The organism is Enterorhabdus sp. P55, assembly GCF_009911695.1.
Taxonomy (GTDB): domain Bacteria; phylum Actinomycetota; class Coriobacteriia; order Coriobacteriales; family Eggerthellaceae; genus Enterorhabdus.
Window position 1 is genome coordinate 1 of the sequence record NZ_QWKK01000029.1, and the last position, 25,816, is coordinate 25,816.

The 25,816-nt window shown below is 67.9% G+C and carries 17 protein-coding genes; 9 read left to right on the forward strand and 8 right to left on the reverse strand.

Features of this window, described 5'->3' with window-relative positions; genetic code table 11:
- Positions 1 to 316: 316 nt before the first annotated feature.
- From D1643_RS04615 to D1643_RS04625, 3 genes are read right to left on the reverse strand one after another with little or no spacing between them, the layout of a single operon-like run.
- Positions 317 to 1,693: an ROK family protein gene (locus D1643_RS04615; protein ID WP_160709111.1), complete on the reverse strand. Its 1,377-nt coding sequence runs from the start codon at positions 1,691 to 1,693 to the stop codon at positions 317 to 319.
- Positions 1,694 to 1,696: 3 nt separating this feature from the next.
- Positions 1,697 to 2,911, reverse strand: coding sequence for an AGE family epimerase/isomerase (locus tag D1643_RS04620; RefSeq protein ID WP_160709113.1), 1,215 nt, complete (start codon positions 2,909 to 2,911; stop codon positions 1,697 to 1,699).
- A gap of 39 nt (positions 2,912 to 2,950) precedes the next feature.
- On the reverse strand, positions 2,951 to 3,895 hold the full coding sequence (locus D1643_RS04625) for a dihydrodipicolinate synthase family protein (protein ID WP_160709115.1): 945 nt from the start codon (positions 3,893 to 3,895) through the stop codon (positions 2,951 to 2,953).
- A gap of 543 nt (positions 3,896 to 4,438) precedes the next feature.
- Between D1643_RS04625 and D1643_RS04630 the strand changes: the two genes are divergently transcribed.
- Both D1643_RS04630 and D1643_RS04635 read left to right on the forward strand, forming a co-directional pair.
- Positions 4,439 to 5,719 (forward strand): CynX/NimT family MFS transporter, encoded by a 1,281-nt coding sequence (locus tag D1643_RS04630; RefSeq protein WP_160709117.1) that lies wholly within the window; start codon positions 4,439 to 4,441, stop codon positions 5,717 to 5,719.
- Between the two features lie 55 nt (positions 5,720 to 5,774).
- Positions 5,775 to 7,094: a CynX/NimT family MFS transporter gene (locus D1643_RS04635; RefSeq protein WP_160709119.1), complete on the forward strand. Its 1,320-nt coding sequence runs from the start codon at positions 5,775 to 5,777 to the stop codon at positions 7,092 to 7,094.
- 69 nt (positions 7,095 to 7,163) lie between these two features.
- Here D1643_RS04635 and D1643_RS04640 read toward each other — a convergent pair whose 3' ends face one another.
- Positions 7,164 to 8,813 carry a CdaR family transcriptional regulator gene (locus tag D1643_RS04640; protein ID WP_160709121.1) on the reverse strand — a complete coding sequence of 550 codons (1,650 nt, stop codon included), beginning with the start codon at positions 8,811 to 8,813 and terminating at the stop codon, positions 7,164 to 7,166.
- A gap of 249 nt (positions 8,814 to 9,062) precedes the next feature.
- On the opposite strand from D1643_RS04640, the gene D1643_RS04645 reads away from it, so the two are divergent.
- From D1643_RS04645 to D1643_RS11570, 6 genes are all read left to right on the forward strand, one after another.
- Positions 9,063 to 10,604, forward strand: a complete 1,542-nt coding sequence (locus tag D1643_RS04645; protein WP_160709123.1) for a helix-turn-helix transcriptional regulator — start codon at positions 9,063 to 9,065, stop codon at positions 10,602 to 10,604.
- A 391-nt stretch (positions 10,605 to 10,995) separates the two neighbouring features.
- The gene (locus D1643_RS04650) at positions 10,996 to 13,611 is read left to right on the forward strand and encodes a molybdopterin-dependent oxidoreductase (RefSeq protein WP_236643375.1); all 2,616 of its coding nucleotides are present in this window, start codon (positions 10,996 to 10,998) and stop codon (positions 13,609 to 13,611) included.
- A gap of 148 nt (positions 13,612 to 13,759) precedes the next feature.
- Positions 13,760 to 14,104, forward strand: coding sequence for a 4Fe-4S binding protein (locus D1643_RS04655; RefSeq protein WP_160709125.1), 345 nt, complete (start codon positions 13,760 to 13,762; stop codon positions 14,102 to 14,104).
- A gap of 123 nt (positions 14,105 to 14,227) precedes the next feature.
- Positions 14,228 to 14,422, forward strand: coding sequence for a hypothetical protein (locus D1643_RS04660; protein ID WP_160709127.1), 195 nt, complete (start codon positions 14,228 to 14,230; stop codon positions 14,420 to 14,422).
- 13 nt (positions 14,423 to 14,435) lie between these two features.
- The gene (locus D1643_RS04665) at positions 14,436 to 15,026 is read left to right on the forward strand and encodes a peptidylprolyl isomerase (protein ID WP_160709129.1); all 591 of its coding nucleotides are present in this window, start codon (positions 14,436 to 14,438) and stop codon (positions 15,024 to 15,026) included.
- Positions 15,027 to 15,100: 74 nt separating this feature from the next.
- Positions 15,101 to 15,343 (forward strand): zinc-ribbon domain-containing protein, encoded by a 243-nt coding sequence (locus D1643_RS11570; RefSeq protein ID WP_201750962.1) that lies wholly within the window; start codon positions 15,101 to 15,103, stop codon positions 15,341 to 15,343.
- Between the two features lie 614 nt (positions 15,344 to 15,957).
- Here D1643_RS11570 and D1643_RS04675 read toward each other — a convergent pair.
- From D1643_RS04675 to D1643_RS04690, 4 genes are all read right to left on the reverse strand, one after another.
- Positions 15,958 to 16,815, reverse strand: coding sequence for an ABC transporter ATP-binding protein (locus D1643_RS04675; protein ID WP_160709133.1), 858 nt, complete (start codon positions 16,813 to 16,815; stop codon positions 15,958 to 15,960).
- A complete protein-coding gene (locus D1643_RS04680; RefSeq protein WP_160709135.1) occupies positions 16,812 to 18,851 on the reverse strand; it encodes a dipeptide/oligopeptide/nickel ABC transporter permease/ATP-binding protein in 2,040 nt (679 codons plus the stop codon). Before D1643_RS04680 ends, D1643_RS04675 begins: the two co-directional genes overlap by 4 nt.
- A gap of 4 nt (positions 18,852 to 18,855) precedes the next feature.
- Positions 18,856 to 19,812 (reverse strand): ABC transporter permease, encoded by a 957-nt coding sequence (locus tag D1643_RS04685; protein ID WP_160709137.1) that lies wholly within the window; start codon positions 19,810 to 19,812, stop codon positions 18,856 to 18,858.
- Positions 19,813 to 20,087: 275 nt separating this feature from the next.
- Entirely contained in the window at positions 20,088 to 21,680 is a 1,593-nt protein-coding gene (locus tag D1643_RS04690; protein ID WP_160709139.1) for an ABC transporter substrate-binding protein, read from the reverse strand.
- 457 nt (positions 21,681 to 22,137) lie between these two features.
- On the opposite strand from D1643_RS04690, the gene nifJ reads away from it, so the two are divergent.
- Positions 22,138 to 25,683, forward strand: coding sequence for a pyruvate:ferredoxin (flavodoxin) oxidoreductase (nifJ, locus tag D1643_RS04695; RefSeq protein WP_160709141.1), 3,546 nt, complete (start codon positions 22,138 to 22,140; stop codon positions 25,681 to 25,683).
- The last annotated feature ends 133 nt before the right edge of the window (positions 25,684 to 25,816 follow it).

Consider the following 25,816-nt stretch of genomic DNA (forward strand, 5'->3'; position numbering starts at 1 on the left):
CGGCGCCCCGCCCCTCGCGCCGCCCGTTTTCCGCCCTCTCCCTCGCGCGCCGCCGGTCCCCCTGCGCCACCAGCCCAGCCGCGCACGACGGGCCCCGCACTCCGTCGCCGCCCAACAACCGGCGCGCCCCATACTCCGCCGCGCCCCGCGCCCCGCCGCCGTCCCCTAGCCAGCGCCCATCGCCTCCCGTGCCGCTCCCTACTCGCCATCCCCCACGCCCCTGCCCCCCACACACAAAAAAAGGAGGCCCCGCAGGACCTCCCCTCTTGCGTCCGCCATCGGCGGCGGGCGCCTCGTCCGCGATCAGCGGGCCGGGCTACTTCGTCTCCGGCAGGCTCGCCGCGGCCACGGACTGGCCGACGCGGCGCATCTTCTCGTCGGGCAGCGTCACCGTGATCTGGGCGGCCAGCTCCGGGTGCTCCTCGGCCAGGATGCGGTTGCACTCGCTGATGAGCAGGTCGCCGCCCTTGCCGGAGGCCACGCGGCCAAGCACGAGCAGCGTCTTGATCTCGTAGAACGCGCTGTAGAGCACGAGCGTGTGGGCCAGGTAGCTGCCGATGGAGCGGTAGATGTCGAGCGCCCCCTCGTGGCCCTCGTTGGCCAGGCCCTGGACCACCTTGAGCTTCTCGGCGGGGGAGAGCTCGGGGTCGAGCTCGATGCCGGCGGCCGGCGCCAGCTTGATGACGGCGTCCTGGCTGAAGTACTTGCAGCCCACGCCGAAGTCGCCCGACCACTCGTCCTGCATGGCGTCAGGCGACAGGTCCACCGGCGCGAAGGCCAGCTCGTTGATCCAGCCGAGCACGTTGCCCTCGGCGTTCACGTAGCCCACGGCCTCCGACGTGCCCATGGCGATGCCGAGGATGTCGCCCTCGCCCGTGGACATGAAGCCGGCGAGCGCGGTCACGTCGCCGTCGTTGGCCACCACGAGCGGCACGTCGCCGATTTCGGCGCCGGCGCGGTCGTAGATGGACTTGACCTCCTCGCGGCGCTCGCGCGGCACCTTGATGAACAGCGAGGCCACCATGGGGGAGTTGCCCACGAAGGTGCCGGCCGAGGACACGCCGATGGCGTCCACGCGCGGCATCTTGGAGGCGGCCGTCTTGAAGGCGGTCACGATCTCGTTGAAGTGGTACTCGGGGTCCTCGGTGATCTTGGGGAACCAGACGACCTCCTCGGAGTAGACGGCCTCGCCGTCGATGACGGCCGACACCTTGCGGTCCGACCCGCCGGCGTCGAAGCCGATGCGGCAGCCCTCCATGTGGCCGCCGATCTTCTTCGCAGCCTCGTTGGCGGCGGGGAAGTCCGCCTCGTCCACGGCGATGACCTCGAGCGGCTTCTCGTAGACGTCGCCCACGAAGCCGTAGTCGAAGCGCCGCGCGCCGTCGGGGGAGTAGGTCGCGGCCAGCTTCGCGGCGATGTCGTCGCAGCCGCACAGGTACACGCGGAAGCCGCCGATGGACCACAGCTCGAACTTCATGAGGCGCTCGACGTAGCGCAGGTCGGCCTCGGCGAACTCGCCGCCGCGGATGAAGCTCCGGCGCACGGAGATGAGCCCGTCCTCGCGCTCGACGGCGATGGCGATGGGGTGCTCAGCGCCCTTCAGGTACTCGCGCATCCACACGCCGAAGGGGATGAATCCCTCGTCCAGGACGGGGACGTTCTTGATGTCGTAGTCGATGCCAAGGTAGTTCATGGGTTAGTCTCCTATGATCTCGGTGAGGATACGCTCGGTCATGCACAGCGCGCGGGGCACGTGGAAGGGGCCCTTGAAGGTGGAGCCCTTCGTGGACGGCATGGTGGGCTGGCCGTCGCGGCGCAGGTAGCCGTACCACTCGCCGTACTCGGGATCGGCGAAGTGCTTCTTGCAGTAGTCGAGCGTGCGGAAGAACCAGTCCAGGTAGTACGCGTCGCCCGTGTCGCGGTAGGCCTTGGACGCGGCGATCATGATCTCGTTGTGGGGCCACCACAGCTTCATGTCGTGCTCGTAGGCCTCAGGCGGCAGGCCCTTGGCGTCGATGAAGTACAGAAGCCCGCCGAACTCCTCGTCCCAGCCGGCCTCGATGGCCAGGCGGAAGATGGCCTCGGCCGTGGCGTGCAGCTCCGCGTCGCCGCGGTAGTTGGCCTCGTCCATCATGAACCAGCTGCACTCGATGTCGTGCCCCGGGTTCACCACGCGCCCGGCGGTGTACCACAGCTCCGGCTCGCCGTCCAGGTTGACGCTCTCCAGCGTGCAGCCGAGCTCCGGACGGTAGTGCTCGCCCACGATGCGGTCGGTGCACTCGCGCGCGTGGCGGTCGTACTCCTCGGCGTGGGCGGGGTCGACGCGGCGCATGATGCCGATGATGTTGAGGAAGATCATCGGGTCGCCGAGCGCGTGCCCCGCGCGGGTCTCCGCGATGGTCTTGGGGCCGAGCCCCGCCGGATCCTCGATGAGGCCGTTGTTCAGGTCGTAGACCAGCTGGTAGGCGCGACGCGCGCGCGCCAGGTGCTCCTCCTCGCCGGTGACGCCGTAGTACTCGGCGTTGGCGATGCAGTAGAAGCCCTCGGAGAAGCAGTAGCGGCGCTGGCGCAGCGGCTTGCCCTCCGCGGTCACCGTGAAGTACAGGCGCCCGCCGGCCTCGTGGTTGATGCAGTGCTCCTCGAGGAAGTCAAGGCAGCTCTTGGCGGCCTCGAGCCATTCGGGCCGGGTGCCGTAGAGGTGGCACAGGTACGAGAACGTCCAGGCGCAGCGGCCCTGCATCCACACGCTCTTGTCGGTGGAGTAGACGGCTCCCTTGCGGTCGAGGCACGTGTAGACGCCGCCGTTGACGGGGTCCATGCCATGCTCGAGCCAGAAGGCCGTGCAGGTGTCCAGCTGGTCGCGGATCCAGGCGCGCGCCTCGATCAGCCTCGCGGTGTTGTCTGCGGTCAAAGTCCCTCCTTTGGTTTCGGTTCTTGCCCTGCCAGGCAGCTAGGCGCGGACGGGGGCGTCCGGGTCGAGCATGCCCTCCTTCTTGAGAATGGCGACGATGGCCTCCACGTCCTCGCCCTCCAGGGGCTGCACGGGCTCGCGCATCTGGTTGGTGTTGAAGACGCCCATCTGCCACAGCGCCGTCTTGAAGGCGCCCACTCCTGCGCCGAAGCCCACGGTAGCCTTCACGCGGCGGGTGACGAACATGAGGCGGGCCAGGTGATCCTGGATCTCCTTGACGCGCGCCCAGTCGCCGGCCTGCGCCGCGCGCCACTGCTCCACGTAGGAGACGGGGTCGAGGTTGGCCAGGCCCGGCACGCTGCCGTCGGCTCCGCCCAGGTAGGCGCCGTCGACCACCACCTCGTGCCCGGTGAGCAGCTGCAGCGGGTGCCCCGCGTCCTCGTTCTCCAGCATGAGCCAGCGGAAGCTCACGTCATCGCCGGAGGAGTCCTTGACGCCCTGGAGCACGCCGTCTTCGCCCAGGCGCACGAGCATGTCCGGGTCGAGCTTGGTGTGCACGCACACGGGCAGGTCGTAGGCGAACAGCGGCAGGTCGGTGTACTCGCGGATGGCGCGGAAGTGGCGCTCCACCTCCTTCGGCCCGCCCAGGGCGTAGAAGGGGGCGGTGGCCACGAGCGCGTCCACGCCGAAGCCGGCGGCGCGCTTGGCCTGGTCCACCACGCGCATCGTCTCCATGTCGATGATGCCGGCGAGCACGGGCACCCGCCCGTTGACGATGGCCACGGCCTCCTGCAGCACGTGGTAGCGCTGGGCGTCGGTGAGGAAGGCCACCTCGCCGCTCGATCCCAGGAAGAACAGGCCGTCCACGCCCGCGTCGATCATGCGGTTGATGGTGCGGTCGAAGGCCTCGAGGTCGAGGGACTTCTTCTCGGTCAGGGGGATGACGACGGGAGGGATGACACCGCGGAACTGAGAGGTTTCCATGTAAGCGCTTCTCTTTCTGCTTAAGGGACGGAATAGTTCCTAACCCGCTGATTATCTGCGGGTTTGCCCCCGTGCGTCAAGGAGCATCGCCTAAACGAACAGCTTCCGCACAACCCCCGCAAACGACCGTTCACCCACCGCCCCCCGCCCCAGCTTTGGAGCATCATCCAAGGGATGGGCGCGAAAAATGGAGATAGTCACGTATGGGAGCCCCTGGGCGCCGGCCCTATACTGGGGGTGCTTCGCTAAGGCAGGGGAGAGATCCGCGGAGAACACGCTACCAAGGCAGAGCCCGTCCGATCCCGCAACTATCGGACAGAGGCCCGCTGCCGACGCTGATTCTCTAAGGGGGACCGCCCTATGATGGTGCAGCTTGCCCCTCGGTTCGGGGCGTTCTCTATCAGTACCTCGATGTCATATCGCGCCGACGTGCTCGCCGGCGCCGCTCCGACGCGCCCGCGTGCGCTGCCGGCGGCCTGCTGCTGCCTGGCGGCCCCCGCAGAGAGCCCAGCGTGACAACTCGTTATCTGAAAGGAAACGCTCATGACGCAAGAGAGAAGCGCCGGTGCCTCCTGGGGGACGTTCCTCATCATCCTCATCGCGGGCATCGCCTACTCCATATCGCTGATGGCGATACCGACGGCGATGATCTACGTCGCCGACACCTTTGGCGGCGACATGGTCGGCGCCGGCTGGCTGATGTCCTGGAACTCTGTGGCCGGCACCATCCTGGCCCTGTTCACGGCCACCATCCAGTCGAAGATCGGGCCGAAGAACATGATCATCATCGCCCTGGCATGCATCCTAGTGTCGGACGTCATGGTCGTCATGACCACCGACATTACCATCGCATTCGTCGGGCGCTTCATCTTCGGCTTCGCCAACGGCCTCATCGCCACGGCCGGGCCGACGTTCGTCACCATTCTGTTCAGCGATCCCACCAAGCGCGGCATGCCCAACGCCATCTGGACCATGTGGATCGCCCTGGGCGGTGTGCTCATCAACTTCCTCGCCCCGTTCCTCATGACCCCCGGCGAGGGCGTGAACTTCCTGACGGGCGGCCCCAACCTCGACTGGCATCCGCTGTTCTGGTTCGGCATCGCGTTCGCGGCGGTGGCCCTCATTCTGGTGATCGTGGGCGTCCGCATCCCCAAGGCCGAGATCATGGACGCCGTGGCCGGGTCTGACAACGTGCGCATCTCCGACGCGTTCAAGAACGGCTACGTGTGGCTGTGCTTCGTCATGGTGCTCTGCTTCGCGTTCTCGTTCTCCTGCTATACCAGCGAGATCGTCGCCTACCTGCAGACCGACGTGGGGATGGATCCCGCCGCGGCCCAGAGCTGGAACGGCATCCTCAACATCATCGGCATCGCCGCCGGCCTCATCATCGGCTTCATCCTCAACAAGGTGAGCGACCACACCAAGGTGCTCGTGGTCATCTTCGTGCTCACCGTGGCGGCGTGCCTGGCCGCCTTCGCGTTCAACACCGTGACCCTGGCCATCTGCTCCATGTTCTTCTTCGGCCTGGCCGTGAACATGGTCATGCCCGCCATCTTCACCAACGTCCAGTGGGTGTCCACCAGCCCCGCGGTCATCGCGGCGGCCTTCGGCATCTGTGCCATCGCCTCCAACGGCGGCGGCATCCCGGCGGCGCCGGTCATGGGCGCCATGATCGAGGCCGGCTGCGACTGGTTCATGCTCGGCGTGCCCCCGGCCGTCGTGTCGGCGGTGGGCCTGGCCTGCGCCATCGTCTTCAGCCTCAAGCTGGGCAAGGCCTCCCGCGAGGGCATCGCCGCGGCCCGCACGGCCGACGGCCAGAACTAGCGGCGCCCTTCAGGCTGCTGTCAGGTAATCGATCCTCGCAAAGGAGGGGGTAGCGTTGCACGAAGAGAAGCTGTTGCCCTGGCGCTGGGCCATCCTCGTCGGCATGACGATCCTGCTCGTCTCGCTGCAGTTCGCGTTCATCATTCCCGGCGGGGCCGCCATGCTCGTCATGCAGGAGTACCAGTGCGAGCCCATGGCGTTCTCCATGATCATGTCCATCCCCTATTTCTCCGGCGTGCTGCTCTGCATCGCCGGCGGCGTCCTGGCTGACCGCATCGGCCTGGGCAAGGTGTTCCTCGTGGCCTTCGTGATAGCCGCGCTCGGGGCGCTGGGCCGCTGCCTCGCCGTTGACTACGGCACGCTGTTCGTGGCCAGCTTCTTCATGGGCACCGGCGTGGCCGCGCTCAACGCGAACTCCGCCAAGCTTTTGCGCATGTGGTTCCCCGGCACGGCCAACTCGTTCGCCATGGGCGTCTACACCGCCGGCATGTCCGGCGGCGCGGCGCTCGCCATCTACGTGGGGTCGCATCTGCCGGAGATCCACCAGGCGTGGTGGATCAGCTTCGGGCTCATCGTGGTGGGCCTGGTGGTGTGGTTCGCGGTCTACCGCAAGCACCCCGACGAGCACTGCGCCAACGAGCCGGTCGGCCAGATGCTGCGCGAGGTGCTCCGCGACCGCAACGTCTGGGTCATCGGCATCGTGGCCTTCCTGGTGTTCGGCATGACCAACGTCAACGGCTCCTACATGGTGCCGGCCGTCACCGCCCTCATGGGCGATCCGGCGGCCGCGCCCATCGCCGGCGACCTGTCCACCATCAACACGGTCATCACCTGCATCGCCTCCATGCTCATGCCCGTGGTGTTCGCCAAGGCGTTCAAGAACCTGCGCGCGCCCTTCGTCATCTGCCTGGCCGTCACCGGCATCACCTTCGCCGTGACGTTCTTCATCCCCTACGGGGTGTGGACCTGGGTGGCCTACCTGGTCATCCTGCCCGTGTTCATGGCGGCCGTCATGCCCTTCACCAAGATGCTGCCCACGCTGATCCCCAACATCAAGCCGGAGCACTATGGCGTGGTGGGCGGCATCCAGGCCACGTTCCAGAACGTGGGCATGTTCCTCATCGCCTCCTATGTGGTGTCGCCGCTGGCCATCGCCTTCACCGGCGCCACGGATGGCGTGGCCTACTACGAGGGCGTCTACGTGGGCGTCGGCGTGGTGTGCGCCGTGGCCATTGTGTCGCTGTTCCTGTTCCCCAACGTCCGCTCGAGCGTCGCCGGCAAGATCGCCGACGACCAGGCGCGCGCCGAGGGCCCCTCGGCGCGGGAGATTGCCGCCGACGACGCCGAGGGAATCCTGGAGGGCGAGCACCTCTAGGGCCTGCTTGCATCCTGCGTCCTTCGAGGGCCGGGGCCTGCCGACGGCGGGCCCCGGCCCTTCTGCTGCCTAGGCCGTCTCCCAGCGGGGCTTGCCCAGCGACGAGAGGAAGTACATGCGGTAGTCGCAGCACAGCTTCTCGCGCAGGTCGGGGTCGTCCAGATCGATGCGGAAGCGCTCCTGGAGCCGCTCGATGCGGTAGAGCACGGTGTTGCGGTGCACGTACATCATCTGCGCCGTCTTGGTGGCGTTGCGCTCGTTGATGAGGTAGGTCCACAGCAGGCGGAAGTCGTTGGTGCCGCGCTCGGCGTCCTCCTCCAGGATGACGGGCAGAAACGACACGTCGAAGACGAAGCGCATGAGGGCCTCGTCCTTGGGCGCCGGATCCACCAGGAAGAAGGGGAGGGCCTCGTAGAAGAAGAACGCGTTGCCGCGCCGGCGCGAGGTCTGCTCGATGTCGCGCTGGGCCAGCACCACCTTGCGCAGGTCGAGGGCAATGCGCGCCTCGTGGTAGGCGTGGCGCAGCGAGGCGATGTCGTTGAAGGGATCGGACACCCCGTAGGCCACATCGAAGCGGGTGTAGTCGTAGATGGCGAGGATCTGCTCGGTGGCCAGGTGCGAGAGGTCGGGGCCCGTGGGGCCGTACTGGAGCACTACGAGCGAGCCGCTGTGGAGGAAGCAGCGCGCGTTGACGTGCTTGTCGGACAGGAAGGTCATGGCGATAAGCGACGCCTTGGCCGGCTCGGCCCCTTCGTCGATGTCCACGAGGATCACCTTGTACCACGAGCTGGTCGGTATGCGCAGCTCCTCGAGCTGGCTGTTGGCCACCATGCGGTCGAAGCGGCTCCCCTCCAGCAGCAGGTCGAAGAAGCGCAGCCGCGGGATGTTCACGCTCGACTGCGACGACCACAGCCCGGCGCAGAGGCGTTCCACAGAGCGGGAGAGCACCTGCAGGCAGTCGATCAGCCCGGGGCTCGGCAGGCCGTCGGGGCAGGCCATGCTGAGGACGCCGACGAAGGCGTGGTCGAGGTAGAGCGGGATGACCAGGCGGCTCGCCTCCGCCTCGCCATCGCCCTCCACCCAGGTAGTCATCCCCTCGGCCGCCCGTGCCCGGGGCAGCCCGTCGGCCCTGACGGGGACGAAGCCCGATAGCGAGACGGCCCGGTGGAAGGCGTCGGGCGGCTCCAGGTAGGAGGACTGGGCCAGCACGCAGCCGTTCTTGTCGGCGACGAAGAGGTAGCGGGGGATGGCCGCGCGTGACACGTCGAGGGCCGTCGCCACCCCGCCGTCGTTGCGCACGATGGAGGCGAGGGTCTGCTCCCAGGCGAAGAGCGACCCCAGAAACTCCTTCACCATGAGGTAGACGTAGACCAGGGGCCGGCTCGTCCTGACGGCTATGCAGCGCGGGTCGTCAGGCGCCGCGGCCTCGTCGGGAACGCACACCACGGCGAAGGCGGCGGGGTCGGCCTGGCGCAGGGCCAGGTAGTCCGCGGGGGTGCACACGTGGACGACCTCGGCGGGCGGCGCGTCCCAGGGGACGCGGACGGCGCTCTCGGGGATGTCGGCGCCGCCGGCGCAGGTGGCCCAGCGGAAGGTGGGGGAGTCCGCGGCGGAATCGGGCGCCCCGATGATGCCGAGGGGCTCCAGCACGTCGAGGAGCATGCCCACGGTGGCGTTTCCCCACGCCTCGTGCTCGGGAAACGATCCGCTTGCCAGCATTGTAATTTCCTCCATAGTGCTACCCCCTTGGCTGACCACGGATTTTGACGCCTTTGAAGCCAAGGGGGTCGCAATCTCCGACCCGCTGGCATGGAATATTGTAAGGTACATTTTGGAATATCCTCTAAGGAATTGCCAGCTTTGAGCGGGGATAATGGCCCCGAGGCCGCTAAGGCCTCAGGAGACGCAAAGGGGGTGCGGTCCTTGGAGGGGCGCGGAGGCTTGCCGGCGGCGGAGGATCGGATCGAGATGAGGCACGTCCCGCTTCGGGCTGAGGACGCCCGATCGGCCCTGCTGCTCCTGCTCGGGCTGGCCCTGGCCCTGTTCGCCGTCTGCTCGCTGTTCGGCAGCGCCGCCGCGCGCGTGGACGTCGCCGCGGGCGTGGACGGCCGCTTCCTCGTCGACACCCTGCTCATGGCCTGCGCCTTCCTCTGCCTGGTGGGCCTGCGCGTCTTCGCGCGCCCGCTGTCGGCTCCCCGGGGCCTGCGGGCGCTGGCCGTGGTGGCCTTCGTGGGCACCGTGCCCTGCCCCCTCATCCTCGCCACCCCCGTCTGGCCCCTCGGCATCCCCTGCGTGGCGGCTGGGTCGGTGGCCCTCGTGTTCCTGTGGTGGTCCCACGCCTGCACCGTGGGGCGCACCCTCCTGTCGCTCGTCGTGGCCGGGGCGGTGTCTCTCGCCGGCGCGCTGCTGGCCCTCACGAGCTTCCTGCCGGCCGGCGTTCCCCAGACCGACTACCTGAGCGACATGGCCTCCCTCGCCTCGTGCCTGCTGCTCCTGGGCGTGCAGAACGACCTGCGCGACCGGCTTCTGCAGGTGAGCGTGGCGGAGTCCCGCGACCGTCGGCGCAACCGCATGTACAGCCGCCTGGGCGAGCTCAACTACTTCTCCGTCGGCGTCATCCTGGGCGCCGACGGGGGCCTGTGGGTGCTGCTGAGCCGCCAAGCGGATGGCAGTCTGCTTCCGCCGGTGCTCCTCATGGGCGCGGCCCTCGTGGCCGCCGGCACCTTCCTGGGCGTGGCCTGCCGGGCGCGCGGCTTCGACATGGAGCGCCTGTCCAAGGACTACCTCTGCGCCACCCTCGCCCTGGGCTATCTGCTGCTGCCCCTCGTGGGCGGGCTGGGGACGGGCCTCGTCTACGTCTACCTCGTCGCCGTGGTGTTCGTCCAGGCGTGCATCGTGTTTCTGGCCGGGGCCGAGCTGGTGCGCTTCGAGGAGCTCTCGCCCCTCTACAGCTTCAGTGAGGCCGCCTACCTGGTGGGCGGCTCCGTCGTCGGCGCGCTCGGCGTCTTCGCGGTGGGCCTCCTCGTGCCGGGCCAGGCCCTCGTGGCCTCCTGCGCGGCCGTCGTGCTCTACGCGGCTGTCGTCCAGGTGCAGCTGAACCGCGTCTCCTTCCCGGAGGACTGGTCGGGGGCCGACGATCCGGCGCCGGCCGCCTCCGCCGCGGCGCCGGGGGAGCCTGCGCCCGCGCCCGAGCCGGCCTCGGACGACGACGGCCCCGACGACAAGCTCATCCCCGCCGGATCTTACCTGCGCCGGCGCCTCGACGACATCGGGGCCCACTACGGGCTCTCGCCGCGCCAGTGCGAGATCCTCGACCTCTTGGCCCGCGGGCGCGACACCCAGTACATCATGGACCGCTTCACCATATCGCGAGCCACGGCCAAGACCCACGTCTACAACATCTACCGCAAGCTCGACATCCACTCGCGCCAAGACCTCTACGACCTCATCGAGGGTGATGACTTCACCTCCCTCGAAACCCCTGGTCAAGGCATCAACCCCCGGGTATGAGAACGCTGCCGTGCCCCGCTGCGCGGCCATCATCAGACCCGATGCCCGATTTTCCGGCCCCGCGCCGCTCGGTAACCTGAAGGCGTTCTGGCGGGCAGGGGAGCCCGGGACGCCCACGGCGAAGTTGCGCGCCCTGGGCGAAGAGACCCCCGAGCTGTAGCCCGCCTCGGCACACGCGGTCGCCTTATCACCAAGGGGGTGCACGACGAGAGGCGACGTTGTCCAGCGGCCATGCGGCCCAGACGCCTCCTGTGATGCGGGTACCTGCCTTCTCCCATCTCCTGGCGGCATCGAGACCCTGGCCGATGAGTCCCCCCGGCACGCTCCTCGCGAGCACGCCGGGCAGCCGGTTCCGTGCCGGCTGCGATTCACCAAGAGGAGAGAGAAGAACATGAGTGAGGAAAAGCTGAGCGTCGAGGAAGTCGACAGCATCTCCGCCGATGGCAAGACGGCCAACGTCGCCATGAAGGAGCTCGCGTCCGACGACGAGCAGGTCGGCGACTTCGTCCGCGAGAAGGGCATCGCCTACGGCATGCCCTATAACAACACCTACAACATGGACCTCTACCCCGACCAGGTGAGGTGGCAGGAGGGCGACCTCACCGCCACGCGCACCACCATGTGGTCGGGCCCTGGCTGCCACTCCGGCTGCCAGATCATCTTCTACACCGACGAGGACGGCAAGCTCGTGAAGACCGAGGGCGACCCCAACAGCCCGCTGTCCGGCGGCCGCCTGTGCATGCGCTGTCTTGAGCTTCCCCAGATGGTCAACTCCGAGCGCCGCCTCAAGTGGCCGGTCAAGCGCGTCGGCGAGCGCGGCGAGGGCAAGTGGCAGCGCATCAGCTGGGACGAGGCCTACGACCTGATCATCGAGAACGTCAAGCGCATCCAGAAGGACTACGGTCCGGAGTGCATCGTCTCCATGATCGGCACCGGCCGCAACGTCTCCCAGGCCATCGCCCACAACCAGTACGCCAACTTCGGCGGCGCCGATCTGACCCTGTGCTTCCTGTCGGGCGACTCCTGCATGCTGCCCCGCACGGCTCTGTGCTACGTCATCATGGGCAACCAGTGGGTGGCCGACTTCTCGCAGTTCCGCGCCCGCCGCTACGAAGACGACCCCGAGTACGTGCTGCCCGAGGTGGCCGTCATCTGGGGCACCAACCCGGTCGTGTGCAACTCCGACGCGTTCCTCGGCCACTGGATCGTCGAGGCCATGAAGCGCGGCACCAAGCTCATCACCGTCGACCCGCAGCTCACCTGGATCGGCGCCCGCTCCGAGATGTGGCTGCGCCTGCGCCCCGGCACCGATGCGGCGCTGGCCCTCGGCATGATGAACGTCATCATCAACGAGGACCTCTACGACCATGAGTTCGTCGAGAACTGGACCTACGGCTTCGAGGCCCTCGCCGAGCGCGTCCAGGAGTACACCCCCGAGCGCGTGGCGGAGATCACCTGGATCCCCGAGGACCAGATCGTCGCGGCGGCTCGCATGTACGCCCAGGCCAAGCCGGCCACCGTGCAGTGGGGCCTGGCCGTCGACATGGCCAAGATCGGCGTCATCACCGCCCATGCCATCGCCTGCCTGGTGGGCATCACGGGCAACATCGACATCCCTGGCGGCAACGTGCTGGTGGACCAGGCCGCCAGCCTCGAGTTCGGCTACAACTCCGGCATCTGGGAGCTCGACGGTACTGACATGGTGGCCAAGCGCCTCGGCGTCGACCGCTACCCGCTGAAGAAGTACGGCTTTACCGCCTCGTCCCAGGCCGACTCCATCCTCCAGGCCATCGAGACCGAGGAGCCCCACCCGGTGAAGATGCTCTGGATCGAGTCCGCCAACCCCATCGCCAACATGGGCCAGGACGCGCCGCGCCTCTACCGCGCCCTCAAGACCATCGACTTCCTCGTGGTGGAGGACCTGTTCATCACCCCGACGGCCGTGGCCTTCGCCGACCTGGTCATCCCCTGCGCCATGTCCAACGAGCGCGACTGCATCCGCGTGTGGTTCGACCCGCTGCGCACCCTGACCAAGGCCTCCGACAAGCCCTTCTACGAGGCTAAGTCCGACGAGCAGATCATGATCGAGCTGGGCCACCGCATCGCCCCCGAGAAGTGGCCCGAGTACGTGCAGACCGACCGCGACTACATGGACTGGCGCCTCGAGCGCGATGGCGTGCTCGACACCGACGGCACTCAGATGACCATGGATCGCGTCGAGGAGAAGTACCACGGCATGTGGTACCACAAGTTCCGCTACAAGAAGTACGAGATCGGCGGCCTGCGCCCCGACGGCGCCCCGGGCTTCATGACCCCCACCGGCCGCTACGAGCTGTACTGCACCCTGTTCGCCGCCTTCGGCGACGATCCGCTGCCCTACTACCAGGAGCCGCCGACGAGCCCCGTCTCCACGCCGGAGCTGGCCGAGAAGTACCCGCTCATCATCACCACCGGCAAGCGCTCCTTCGAGTTCTTCCACTCCGAGTGGCGCCAGCCCGAGACCATCAGCCGCCAGCTGCATCCCGACCCGATGTTCGACATCCACCCCGACACCGCGGCCGCCTACGGCATCATCGACGGCGACTGGGTGTGGATCGAGAACCAGATGGGCAAGATGAAGCAGCGCGCCCGCCTGAACCCCTCGCTCGACCCGCGCGTCATCTCCACCGAGCACGGCTGGTGGTTCCCCGAGCGCGAGCCGGCCGAGCCGAGCCTGTTCGGCGTGTTCGACTCCAACCCGAACAACCTCATCCCGCAGTGCGAGAACGGCACCAACGGCTACGGCGCTCCCATCAAGTGCGCCATGGGCACCGTCTACAAGGTGACGCCGGAGAACGACGCGCCCGAAGACCAGCCCAGCTACCAGGTGTGCACCACCGGCTACACCCACGGCAAGACCCACCTCTCCGACAAGCCCAGCTTCTACGACGGCTGGACGCCGGACTACGAGCCGGCCGAGGGCTTCTTCGACATCGAGGAGTACTGGAAGACCCACGAGCGCAAGTAGCTCACCTGCGAGAAGGATCCCATCGCCGGCCCGCCGCGGGAAGGGCGGCCCGCCTCCGAGAGGGGAGGGCCGCCCGGCTCCCAGCGTGCCGCCGCGCCGCCCCGGGGGCCGCGGCGGGCCGGGTGTCAAAGAGAAGGAGACAACCACCATGGAAAAGGGACAGTACGGCCTGTTCATCGACTACGAGTTCTGCTCGGGCTGCAAGGCCTGCGTGACGGCCTGCAAGATGGAGCACGGCATGGCGCCTGAGGACTTCGGCATCGTGCTGCTGCAGGACGGCCCGCGCCAGTGCACCGACGGGGTGTGGGAGTACACCTACCTGCCCATGCCCACCCACCTGTGCGACCTGTGCGCCGACCGCGTGGCTGCCGGCAAGCTGCCCAGCTGCGTGCACCACTGCCAGAACGCCGTCGTGGTCTGGGGCACCGTGGAGGAGCTGGCCCGCAAGGCCGCCGAGGCCGGCAAGAGCGACATCGCCATCTACGTGCGCTAACGGCGTCGCGGCGCGCGCCCGGGGCATGATCCCGACGCGCGCCCGCCGACGCCGGGGCGGCCGGTGGGAGGGCCGGTCGCCCTCGGCGCCAGCCGCCCCGCGGGGCGAGGAAGGAGGAGGCCCATGTCCAAGTGCGGCTACGCCTGCATCAACTGCGGAAGGTGCCGGGGCATCCTGCCCAAGCCCATCCTCGTCCCCCGGTGCGTCGCCTGCGGCCATGAGAACCCGCGCGGGAGCGCTGTCTGCGCCGCCTGCGGGGCCTCCCTTGAGCTGAGGCCCGGGGTGACCAACACCATCGGCAAGAACGTGAGGGGCTAAGAAGGAGGCACCCATGATAGGAAAGAACCGCTACGTAAGGGTCGCCTACACCGGCTACCGGGAGGACGGCACCGTCTTCGACAGCAGCGAGGCCGAGGGCCCCATGGAGTTCCAGACCGACTGCGGCCAGGTCATCAAGGGCATCGACGACGCCGTGATGAGCATGGACGTGGGGCAGCGCGCCACGGTGCGCATCCCCGCCGAGTTCGCCTACGGCGCCTACGACCCGCGCAACGTCCAGAAACGCGACCTGCGCTACATCCCCAACGCCGACGAGCTGCCGGTGGGGGAGACGATCAGCTTCTTCGGGCCCGTGGGCCAGAAGGTGCCGGCCAAGGTGCTCAAGGTGGAGGACGGCTTCGCCTACCTCGACTTCAACCACCGGCTGGCGGGCCAGGACCTCGTCTTCGACCTGGAGGTGCTCGAGGTGCTGCCCGATCGTACCCGACGCACGCCGCTGAGCTCCTACGGGGCCATGGGGCGCACCGCCGCCACGCGCCCCGTGCGCGAGCAGCCGGTGTTCAACAACTTCCTGGACAACCTGGGCCTCACGCCGGCCGATGTCATGCGCGCCGGCGAACGCGATCTTCCGCCCGACGAGTAGGTCGCAGGGCTGAGGATAGGGGCAGCCGGCGGTCGGCTGCCTGGAGTTTCATCGTTCTACGAAGGAGAAAGAGCATGTGTTTTAGACCGAGTGAGATCTCGCTGCCCGTCAAGTGCCCCGAGTGCGGCACCATGAACGACCCGGGCACCACGGCCTGCACCAAGTGCGGCGCCGAGCTGAGCGCCGCCGCCATGCCGGGCATGCCCGGCGCCCCCGGCGTCCCTGCGGCCCCGGGCGCTCCGGTGCCTCCGGGTGCCCCCGCGGCCCCCGGTGCCCCCAAGGCGCCCGGCGCGCCTAAGGCTCCCGGCTCGCACTAGGAGCTGCCGCGGCTGGTGCCGTCGGCTTTCCGGGGCGCCCGTCCGTCGCACCCTCGCAGGGCGTGCGGCAGGCGGGCGCCCCTTGTGCTTGGGGGCTGGATGCACGGCTCGCCAACGCCGTGTCCCGGCGGGCATCCGCGCATCCGACGGCCGCCGCCGCGCCGTGCTGCCACTTTTTCGCTGAGGAATGGCACAAAACGGCAGTTTGGTACGGCTCAAGGGAGGCTCTCGGGGTCTCTCGGGCTCTCGTGGCCCCGCCGCCGCCCCAAAACCCCAGGTCGCGGACGGCCGCCCTTCCCGAGGGGCCGCGGGCACCGTACCAAACCGCCGTTTTGTGCCACGTCGGGCCGAAAAGGCGGCGGCGCGACCCCGGGGATGCGCTCGCGTCGCTCTGCCGCCCCTCCGGGGGGGGGACGCGCTCGCGCCGCGTCCGCCATGCCCCGGCGCGAGCGCCCCTCCCCCCCCGGGGCCTTGCGCCTCGGGGCGACTTCGCCCGCCTGCGGGCGTATGCCGGGTCGCGGGCGCGCCCTGCGACCCGGCATGCACTGCCAAGCAAGGGGCCCCGGCATATGCCGGGGCCCCTTGCTCGTGCGATCGGTTGTCCTGCGTGACGCCTAGGACGCCTTGCCCAGGTCGGGATGGAGCAGCGACGGGGCGGCGCCCAAAAGCAGGCGCGTGTACTCGTCCTTCGGGTTATCGAAGATCTGCTCGGCGGTGCCCTCCTCGACGGCCAGGCCGCCGTTCATGACGACGATGCGGTCGGAGATGTAGCGCACGGTCTGGATGTCGTGGCTGATGAACACCATGGCCAGGCCGAGCTCCTTCTTCAGGTCCATCAGCAGGTTGAGGATCTGCGCGCGGACGGACACGTCCAGGGCGGACGTGGGCTCGTCGGCGATGATGGCGTCGGGCTTGAGCGAGAGCGCGCGGGCGATGGCCACGCGCTGGCGCTGGCCGCCGGACATCTGGCCGGGCAGGGCGTCGAGCACCGACTCGGGCAGGCCCACCATCTCGATGAGCTCGTGGACGCGGTTCTCGCGGTAGGCCGCGTCGCCCACCTTGTGCACCACCATGGGATCCATGAGCTGGTCGTGGATGGTCATGCGGGCGTTGAGCGCCGTGGCCGGATCCTGGAACACCACCGAGATGACGCGGCCGATGACGCGGCGGTCGGCGGCCGTGCGGTTGGTGACGTCCTTGCCCTTGAAGTACACGCGCCCGCTCGTCGGCTTCTGCAGGCCGCACATGACGTTGGCCGTGGTGGACTTGCCGCAGCCGGACTCGCCCACGATGCCGATGGTCTCGCCGGGCATGAGCTTCAGGGTGAGGCCCTTCACGGCCTGGACCTTGTTGGGGTGCAGGATGGAGCCCGTGCGCGTCTTGAAGGTCACCTTCACGTCATCGAGGAAGATGATGGGAGTGTCCTTGTCGGCGGCCTCGGCCGTCTCGTTCAGCTTCTCGTTCTCACTCATAGCAGGGGACCTCCCGGAACGTAGGGCTCTATGCCGAGGCGCTTGAGCTCGCTGTCAGGCAGCTCGGCGTAGTAGTGATCGGTGTCGCCGTAGCGCTTGAGCATCGGGCGGATGGTCGAGACCTGGTCCGGATGGCTCGAGCGCGGGGTGAAGCGGTCGCCCTCGGGGAAGTCCTTGGGGCTGGGGACCGAACCGGGCACCTGGTGCAGGCGGTCGCCGCCCGCCTCGATGGAGAGCACCGAGCCCAGAAGGCCGCGGGTGTACTCGTGGATGGGGGCGGTGAGGATGTCCTTCACCGGGCCCTGCTCCACCACCTGGCCGGCGTACATGACCGTGATGGAGTTGGCCACCTCGGCTACGAGCGCCAGGTCGTGGCTGACGAACACCATGGCGAACCCGAGCTCCTGCTGGAGGCGGTTGAGCAGGTCGACGACCTGCTTCTGCACCGTCACGTCGAGAGCGGTGGTGGGCTCGTCGGCGATGATGACCTTGGGGTCGCGGGTGAGCGCCATGGCGATGAGCACGCGCTGGCGCTGGCCGCCGGAGAGCTCGTGGGGATACGAGTCGAGCGTGCGCTTCGGGTCGAGGCCCACCAGCTCGAGCAGCTCCTCGGCGGTGCGGGTGCCCCCGCGCTTGGTGAGCTGTTTCATCTGGGCGCGGATGAGCATGGACGGGTTGAGCGAGGAGAGCGCGTCCTGGTAGATCATGGCGATCTCGCGGCCGCGCAGCTCGTTCATCTGCTTCTCGTTGAGGTCGAGCAGGTTGCGTCCGTCGTAGAGAATCTCGCCGGAGATCTGGGCCTTCTTGTCGAGCAGGCCCATGATGGTGAGCGAGGTGATGGACTTGCCGCAGCCGGACTCGCCGACAAGGCCCATGGTCTGGTGCGGGCGCACCACGAAGGACACGTGGTCGACCACGTTCACGTCGCCGTGGCGCGGGAACTTGATGCACAGGTCGCGAACCTCGAGGATGGGCGGCACGTCGGTGCGCGCCTCGAACCGGTCGGTGCGCAGGCCCTCCATCTCCTTGAGGCGCGCGAGGCGCTTCTCAAGCATCTCGGCCTGGGCGGCGTAGGCCAGCTTCGGGTCGGCCACCATGCGGTCGGCCTCGCGGCTGGAGCTGAGCTTGTCGTCGCCGGCGGCCACGGGCGCCTTGGGGGCGGCGGCCAGGGCGTCGGTCATGCCCTCGGAGAGGATGTTCAGGCACAGCACGGTGATCATGATGGCGAGGCCCGGGAACAGCGCCTGCCACCAGCGGCCGGCCAGCACGCCGTCACGGGCATCGGAGAGGATGTTGCCCCAGGTGGGCGTGGGCTCCGGGATGCCGGCGGAGATGAACGACAGCGACGCCTCGAACACGATGGCGTCGGCCACGAGCACGATGGTGAACACCATGACCGGCGCGATGCAGTTGCGGATGACGTGCTTCGTCAGGATCCAGGGCGCCTGGGCGCCGGAGACGATGACCGCGCGCACGTAGTCCTGGTTGTACTCGCTCATGACGTTGGCGCGCACGATGCGGGCGATCTGGGGGATGTAGAGGAAGCCGATGGCGAAGATGAGGGCCGGCAGGCGGTTCTCCGCCGTGCCGTTGGCGCTGAACACGATGACGAACGTGGCGGCCAGCGCGATGCCCGGGAACGACATGATGATGTCGAGGATGCGCATGATGAGGTTGGACAGCCACGGGCGCGCCACGGCGGCCAGCGCGCCGATGATGGAGCCGAGCACGAGCGCGAAGGCGGTGGCGCCCAGGCCGATGACGAGCGAGTAGCGCGCGCCGTACATCATGCGCGACAGCACGTCGCGACCCTTGTCGTCGGTGCCGAAGAGGAACTCGGCATCGGGGGCCTGGCGCGCGGTGAAGATCTCGTAGGGGTTGTGCGGGGCCAGGAAGTTGGCGAACACGGCCACGAGCACGATGGCCAGCAGCACGATGAAGGAGATGCGCGCGCCGACGGACATGTTCTTCCAGCGGCGGAAGCGGACCTTCTTGCCCTCGAGCTTCTGGGTGGTCTTCTCACGTAGTTTCACCATGGCGCTACACCGTCCTAATCCGCGGATCGATCAGGATATAGAGCATATCCACGATGATGTTGATGACGATGAAGGCAACGGCCACGCACAGCACGACGCCCTGCACGAGCATGACGTAGTTGGACTGGATGCCCGAGAGGATGGCCATGCCCATGCCCGGCAGGTTGAAGATGACCTCGATGATGACGGCGCCGCCGATCAGGTAGCCGATGCGCAGGCCGAGCACGGTCACCGGCGTGATGAGCGCGTTGCGCAGCACGTTGCGGGCCACCACGACGCCCTTCGGGATGCCGGCGCCGAGCGCGGTGCGGACGTAGTCCTTGTCGAGCTCCTCCACCATGGAGGTGCGGACCACGCGGGTGAGCTGGCCGGTGACGGGCACCGCCAGCGAGAAGGCGGGCAGCGCCATGCGGGCGAGCCAGCCCTGCGGGTCCACGAAGAAGTCCGGCAGCTTGCCGGAGGCCGGCAGCATATGGAGCGTGGAGGAGAACAGCAGGATGAGCAGGACAGCCAGCCAGAACGACGGGGTGGCGATGCAGGCGATGGAGAAGATGCGGATCACCTGGTCGGGCCACTTGTCGCGGTACAGCGCCGAGATGACGCCCAGGATGACGGCGAAGAACACCGCGATGATGAGTCCCAGGAAGGTCAGCTGCAGCGTGACGGGCAGGGCCTCGGCCACGCGCTGGGCCACCGAGGCGCTGTTGGCGCCGTAGCTGCCCAGGTCTCCTGTGACCAGGCCGGCCATGAAGCGGCCGTACTGGACGATGACCGGGTCGTTCAACCCGTGCTCCTCGCGATAGGCTTGCGCCTGGGCTTCCGTGGCGTTCTCTCCCAAGACTGAGTAGGCCTGGTCGATCGGGGAAAGCGCCATGATGAAGAAGACGAGGATGGTGACTCCGATGATCATGACAGGCAGCCAGAGCAGGCGATTGCCTATCAATCGCAAGAGATTATTCACCGCACCCCCCTTTCCCGCGTGGGCCGACAGGACGGCCCTCTGATACGTTCCTCCGTGCGAAACAGGAACGCGCCGCCCCCCTTTTTCCCTAAGGGCAAACGCGTGCACAGACTGGCCTTATTGTAAACCGAATCACTGCGGTGAAGGGGAGAAATAGCGTGGTAAATGGCGGAGTTCGCCGTGGTTTCCCCGCAAGGTCCGCGCCTACGAAAAAGGGCGCCGGAAAACCGGCGCCCTTCGTGTCCGCGAAGCGCGAATGCTGCGTGCGGGGCAGCTTAGGCGAGCGGGGTGGTGCCCAGGAAGACCAGGCCCGTGGTGGAGATGGGGGCGAAGTCCTCGAGCTTCTCGGCCTGGAAGCCCGTGGAGGTCTCGCGGTGGAACAGCGGGTAGATCGGAATGTTGTCGGCGATGAGGTCGAAGCACTGGTTCCAGATCTCCTGCTGCTTGGCGGCATCGGCCTCCTCGCGGGCCTGCTGCAGCAGCTCCTGGAGCTGGGTCCACTCCGGGGTGCCCTTCCAGCAGGAGCGGCCCTCGGTCCAGATGTTGTCACCGTACCACCAGGTCATGAGCAGGTCGGGGTCGTTGCCGAAGCAGGACGGGTCGCCCGGGGTCAGCATGACGTCGTAGGGCAGGATGGACTCGGAGGGAGCCAGCGCGGCCCAGTCGATCTTGGTCTCGTTGATGGTGGCGGTCACGCCGATGGCGCCGAGGTCCTCCTTGATCTGGGCAGCCAGGTCCTTGACCCAGTTGTTGTTGACCATGAGCTCGAAGGACAGGTCGGCCACGTTGGCCTCGGCCAGCAGGCTCTTGGCCTTCTCGGGGTCATGGCTGTAGACGGTGGAGGCGCGGTGGTAGTTGGCGTAGGCCTCGGGCAGGAAGCTGGTGGCCGGGGCGGCATGGCCGTCCATCTGGTTGGCGATGAGCTTCTCGATGTCCAGGGCGTAGTAGATGGCCTGACGGACGCGAACGTCGTCGAAGGGGGCCTTCTTGGTGTTGAACATCAGGAACGGCAGGGCGAAGCCGGGGACGTACTCGACGGTCGCGCCGGTGTTGGCGATCTGGTCGGCGTTGGCGTCCGGCACGGACTCGATGGCGAGCACGGCGCCGTCGGTGATGGCGGTGGTGCGGGCGGTGCCGTCGAGCAGCACGTTCCAGTCCATCTCGGCGCAGGTGGCCGGCATGGGGCCGTTGTACTGGTCGTTCGGCACGAACTTGATGGTGCCGCCGTCATCGCCGTTGATGGACTCGTACTTCCAGGGGCCCGAGCCGATGGGCATGGTCTTCAGCTGGTCCTCGGTGAGGGAGGCGGGGAAGACCTTGACCACGGACAGGCGGCCCTTCAGCAGCGACTCGAAGGGGTACTTCAGGGCGAAGGTGACGGTCTTGTCATCCTTGGCGGTGACGGTTTCGATGAAGGTCAGGAACGCGCCGTAGGTGGCGTCGGCCATGTTCTTCTCGAAGGCGTTCACCACGTCGGCGGCGGTGACGTCGGTGCCGTCGGAGAACTTGGCGCCGTCACGCAGGGACACCTCGTACTCGGTGTCGGACACCTTGACCGGCTCGCCGGCGGCCAGCGCGGTGTAGGTCTTGTAGTTGTGCAGGTCGAGGTCGTAGAGGCCCTCGAACACGTGCCAGGTGGCGGCCAGCATCAGCGCGGAGCTGTTGCCGATGGGGTTGCAGTTCGTGGAAGTGTAGGCAACGGCCGCGGTGATGGAGTCGGCGACCGTCTTCTCGGCAGGAGCGTCCTTCTTCGGCTCGTCCTTCTTCTGGTCGCCGCCGCCGCAGCCGCTCAGGGTGAGCGCCGCGATGGCTCCGGTGGCCGCGGTGCCGGCGAGGAAGCCGCGGCGAGTCAAGCTGTGCTTTTCCATGTTTCCCTCCAACAGGTGGTCTGGCGGGGCGCCTGCCCCGCATGCGCGCGAACGTTCATATAAGTGAGTCGTGCTAGTGCGCATTGCGTCTATTATCGGCGAAAACGCGCGAGAAATAAAGAACCTGGGTCTGGTTCGATCCCCGCAAGTCCCGCGCGACGGCGTCTCGAGAAGCGAAGGAGCGCCGCTCGGCGGTGACCTGCGGCTTTTGTAACAAGAAGGTAACAATGCGCGACTAAGGGGCTCATGGAGTTATCGAGGAGGATCCCATCCTCAGCTGCGTGGCCGCCCCGCGCGGCCCTCGGAGGCGGGTGGCGGCCCGGGGCGGGGGAGCGGCGCGTTGTGTCCCTTTTACCGAATTCGCCCTGCCCCGGACGCTCCTCAGGGCGCCGCGAGCCGCCCGGCTGCTATCATCCTCTGTTATGTACCGCCCCTTACCTTCAAGGAGAGGAAGTATATGACGAGAGAACTCAAGTCGATGGACGGGAACAACGCCGCGGCGCATGTTTCCTACGCTTTCACGGAGGTGGCGGGCATCTACCCCATCACCCCCTCAAGCCCCATGGCCGACTTCGTCGACCAGTGGGCGGCGGCCGGACGCAAGAACATCTTCGGCACCGAGGTCCAGGTGTGCGAGATGCAGTCCGAGGCCGGCGCCGCCGGCGCGGTGCACGGGTCGCTCGCAGCCGGCGCGCTGACCACCACCTACACCGCCTCCCAGGGCCTGCTCCTCATGATCCCCAACATGTACAAGATAGCGGCCGAGCAGCTGCCGAGCGTCTTCCACGTGAGCGCCCGCACCGTCTCGACCCACGCCCTCAACATCTTCGGCGACCACTCCGACGTCATGGCCTGCCGCCAGACCGGCTTCGCCATGCTCGCCGAGGGCAACGTCCAGGAGGTCATGGACCTCTCCGCCGTGGCGCACCTGGCCGCCATCAAGGGCCGCGTCCCCTTCATCAACTTCTTCGACGGCTTCCGCACCTCCCATGAGGTCCAGAAGATCGCCGTGTGGGACTACGACGACCTGGCCGAGCTGTGCGACATGGATGCCGTGCGCGCCTTCCGCGAGCACTCCCTCAACCCGGAGCGCCCGGCCATGCGCGGCTCTCACGAGAACGGTGACATCTTCTTCCAGCACCGCGAGGCCTGCAACGGCACCTACGACGCCCTGCCCGCCGTGGTGGAGGAGTACATGGAGAAGGTGAACGAGAAGCTCGGCACCGACTACCAGCTGTTCAACTACTACGGCGCCCCCGACGCCGACCGCGTGATCGTGGCCATGGGCTCGTTCTGCGACGTGGTGGAGGAGGTCGTGGACTACCTCAACGCCCAGGGCGAGAAGGTGGGCCTGGTGAAGGTGCGCCTGTACCGCCCCTTCGTCACGGACAAGTTCGTGGCTGCGCTGCCCAAGACGGCGAAGAAGCTGGCCGTCATGGACCGCACCAAGGAGCCGGGCTCCATCGGCGAGCCGCTCTACCAAGACGTCATCACCGCGCTCGCTGAGGAGGGCGTTGCCGGCCTCACCGTCACGGGCGGCCGCTACGGCCTGGGCTCGAAGGACACCCCGCCGTCCTCGGTGTTCGCCGTGTACGAGGAGCTCAAGAAGGACGCGCCGCGCCGCGAGTTCACCATCGGCATCGTCGACGACGTGACCGGGCTCTCGCTGCCCGAGGTGCCCGCCCCCAACACTGCCGCCCCCGGCACCATCGAGTGCAAGTTCTGGGGCCTCGGCGGTGACGGCACCGTGGGCGCGAACAAGAACTCCATCAAGATCATCGGCGACCACACCGACAAGTACGTCCAGGCCTACTTCCAGTACGACTCGAAGAAGACCGGCGGCGTGACCATCTCGCACCTGCGCTTCGGCGACGCCCCCATCCGCAGCCCCTACTACGTGAACAAGGCGGACTTCGTGGCCTGCCACAACCCGTCCTACATCATCAAGGGCTTCCGCATGGTCCAAGACGTCAAGCCCGGCGGCATCTTCCTCATCAACTGCCAGTGGACGCCCGAGGAGCTGGCGGGCCACCTCGACGCGGCCACCAAGCGCTACATCGCCGAGAACGGCATCCGCCTCTACGTCATCAACGCCATCGACCTGGCCGCCGAGATCGGCATGGGCAAGCGCACCAACACCATCCTGCAATCGGCCTTCTTCGCGCTGGCCGGCGTCATGGGCCAGGACGAGGCCATCCAGTACATGAAGGACGCGGCCACCAAGTCCTACCTGAAGAAGGGCCAGGACGTGGTGGACATGAACCACCGCGCCATCGAGGCGGGCGCCACCGCCGCCGTGGCCGTGGAGGTGCCGGCCGAGTGGGCCGACGCGGTCGACCCGGTCATCGCGCCCGAGCTGGCCGGCGCGCCGGGCCTGGTGCGCATGGTGTCCGACATCATGGAGCCCGTGGCCCGCATGGAGGGCGACTCCCTGCCCGTGTCGGTGTTCATGGAGCATGCCGACGGCCAGTTCCCGCTGGGCGCCTCGGCCTACGAGAAGCGCGGCGTGGCCGTGAACGTTCCCACGTGGAACCCTGAGACCTGCATCCAGTGCAACCAGTGCGCCTTCGTGTGCCCCCATGCCTGCATCCGCCCGTTCGCCCTGGACGAGGCCGAGGCGGCCGGAGCGCCCGAGGCCGCCAAGCTGGTGGACGCCAAGGGCAAGGCCGCGGCCGGGCTCAAGTACACGCTCGCCATCTCGCCGCTCGACTGCATGGGCTGCACGCTCTGCGCGGGCGTGTGCCCCACTAATTCGCTGGCCATGGTGCCCGCCGAGGACGAGCAGCCTCAGCAGGCCGTGTTCGACTACTGCGTGTCCGAGGTGTCGGTCAAGGAGCAGCTCACCGGCACGTCGGTGAAGGCGAGCCAGTTCCGCGAGCCGCTGCTCGAGTTCTCCGGCTCGTGCGCCGGCTGCGCCGAGACCTCCTACGCGCGCCTGGTCACCCAGCTGTTCGGCGACCGCATGTTCATCGCCAACGCCACCGGCTGCTCGTCCATCTGGGGCGGCCCGGCGGCCACGTCTCCCTACGCCGTCAACAAGGACGGGCACGGGCCGGCCTGGTCTAACTCGCTGTTCGAGGACAACGCCGAGCACGGCCTGGGCATGCTGCTCGGCTACGAGGCCGTCCAGGAGAAGGCGCTCGCCGACACCGAGGCCCTGCTGGCCGCCGGCGCCGATGAGGCGCTGTCCGCGGCGGCTGGCGCCTGGAAGGACGCGCGCCTGGACGCCGAGGCCTCCAAGGAGGCCGCGGCCGCCTATCTGGCCGAGCTTGAGCGCGTGGCCGCTGCCGGCGGCGAGCTGGCGGCCCTGGCCGAGGCGGTGCTCGAGAACCGCACGTACCTGACGAAGAAGTCCGTCTGGATCTTCGGCGGCGACGGCTGGGCCTACGACATCGGCTACGGCGGCCTCGACCACGTGCTGGCCTCCGGCAAGGACGTCAACGTGTTCGTGTTCGACACCGAGGTGTACTCCAACACCGGCGGCCAGGCCTCCAAGGCCTCCAACCTGGGCCAGGTGGCCCAGTTCGCCGCGGCCGGCAAGGACATCAACAAGAAGAGCCTGGCCGAGCTCGCCATGGGCTACGGCTACGTCTACGTGGCCCAGGTGGCCATGGGCGCCAACCAGGCCCAGACCATGAAGGCCATCACCGAGGCCGAGGCCTATCCGGGGCCCTCGCTCATCATCGGCTACTCGCCCTGCGAGATGCACTCCATCAAGGGCGGCATGGGCCACTGCCAGGATGAGATGAAGAAGGCCGTCGAGTGCGGCTACTGGAACCTGCTGCGCTACAACCCGGCGGCGCCGGCGGGCAAGAAGTTCACGCTGGACTCCAAGGAGCCCGCGGGCGGCTACCGCGACTTCCTCATGAACGAGGCCCGTTACAGCCGTCTCACCCGCGAGTTCCCCGAGCGCGCCGAGGAGCTGTTCGAGGCCAACGAGCAGGCTGCCATGGCCCGCTACGACCACCTGGTCAAGCTGAAGGATCTGTACGCCGACGCCTAGGCGATGACGCCCGAGTCCTGAGGAGGGAGGCCCCCAGCGGGCCTCCCTTTTTTGTGCCCGCGTTCGCGTCCGCGCCCGCGCCCCCCGCCCACGCCCGCAGCCGCGCCCCCGCCCGCGCCCGCAGCTGCGCCCC

What these genes read in the sequence shown, in the direction of transcription:
- D1643_RS04650 (WP_236643375.1), top strand. Translation starts at nt 10,996, where the DNA reads ATGAGTGAGGAAAAGCTGAGCGTCGAGGAAGTCGACAGCATCTCCGCC.
- D1643_RS04640 (WP_160709121.1), bottom strand. Translation starts at nt 8,813, where the DNA reads ATGCTGGCAAGCGGATCGTTTCCCGAGCACGAGGCGTGGGGAAACGCC.
- D1643_RS04655 (WP_160709125.1), top strand. Translation starts at nt 13,760, where the DNA reads ATGGAAAAGGGACAGTACGGCCTGTTCATCGACTACGAGTTCTGCTCG.
- D1643_RS04630 (WP_160709117.1), top strand. Translation starts at nt 4,439, where the DNA reads ATGACGCAAGAGAGAAGCGCCGGTGCCTCCTGGGGGACGTTCCTCATC.
- D1643_RS04690 (WP_160709139.1), bottom strand. Translation starts at nt 21,680, where the DNA reads ATGGAAAAGCACAGCTTGACTCGCCGCGGCTTCCTCGCCGGCACCGCG.
- D1643_RS11570 (WP_201750962.1), top strand. Translation starts at nt 15,101, where the DNA reads ATGTGTTTTAGACCGAGTGAGATCTCGCTGCCCGTCAAGTGCCCCGAG.
- D1643_RS04625 (WP_160709115.1), bottom strand. Translation starts at nt 3,895, where the DNA reads ATGGAAACCTCTCAGTTCCGCGGTGTCATCCCTCCCGTCGTCATCCCC.
- D1643_RS04645 (WP_160709123.1), top strand. Translation starts at nt 9,063, where the DNA reads ATGAGGCACGTCCCGCTTCGGGCTGAGGACGCCCGATCGGCCCTGCTG.
- nifJ (WP_160709141.1), top strand. Translation starts at nt 22,138, where the DNA reads ATGACGAGAGAACTCAAGTCGATGGACGGGAACAACGCCGCGGCGCAT.
- D1643_RS04615 (WP_160709111.1), bottom strand. Translation starts at nt 1,693, where the DNA reads ATGAACTACCTTGGCATCGACTACGACATCAAGAACGTCCCCGTCCTG.
- D1643_RS04660 (WP_160709127.1), top strand. Translation starts at nt 14,228, where the DNA reads ATGTCCAAGTGCGGCTACGCCTGCATCAACTGCGGAAGGTGCCGGGGC.
- D1643_RS04675 (WP_160709133.1), bottom strand. Translation starts at nt 16,815, where the DNA reads ATGAGTGAGAACGAGAAGCTGAACGAGACGGCCGAGGCCGCCGACAAG.
- D1643_RS04665 (WP_160709129.1), top strand. Translation starts at nt 14,436, where the DNA reads ATGATAGGAAAGAACCGCTACGTAAGGGTCGCCTACACCGGCTACCGG.
- D1643_RS04680 (WP_160709135.1), bottom strand. Translation starts at nt 18,851, where the DNA reads ATGGTGAAACTACGTGAGAAGACCACCCAGAAGCTCGAGGGCAAGAAG.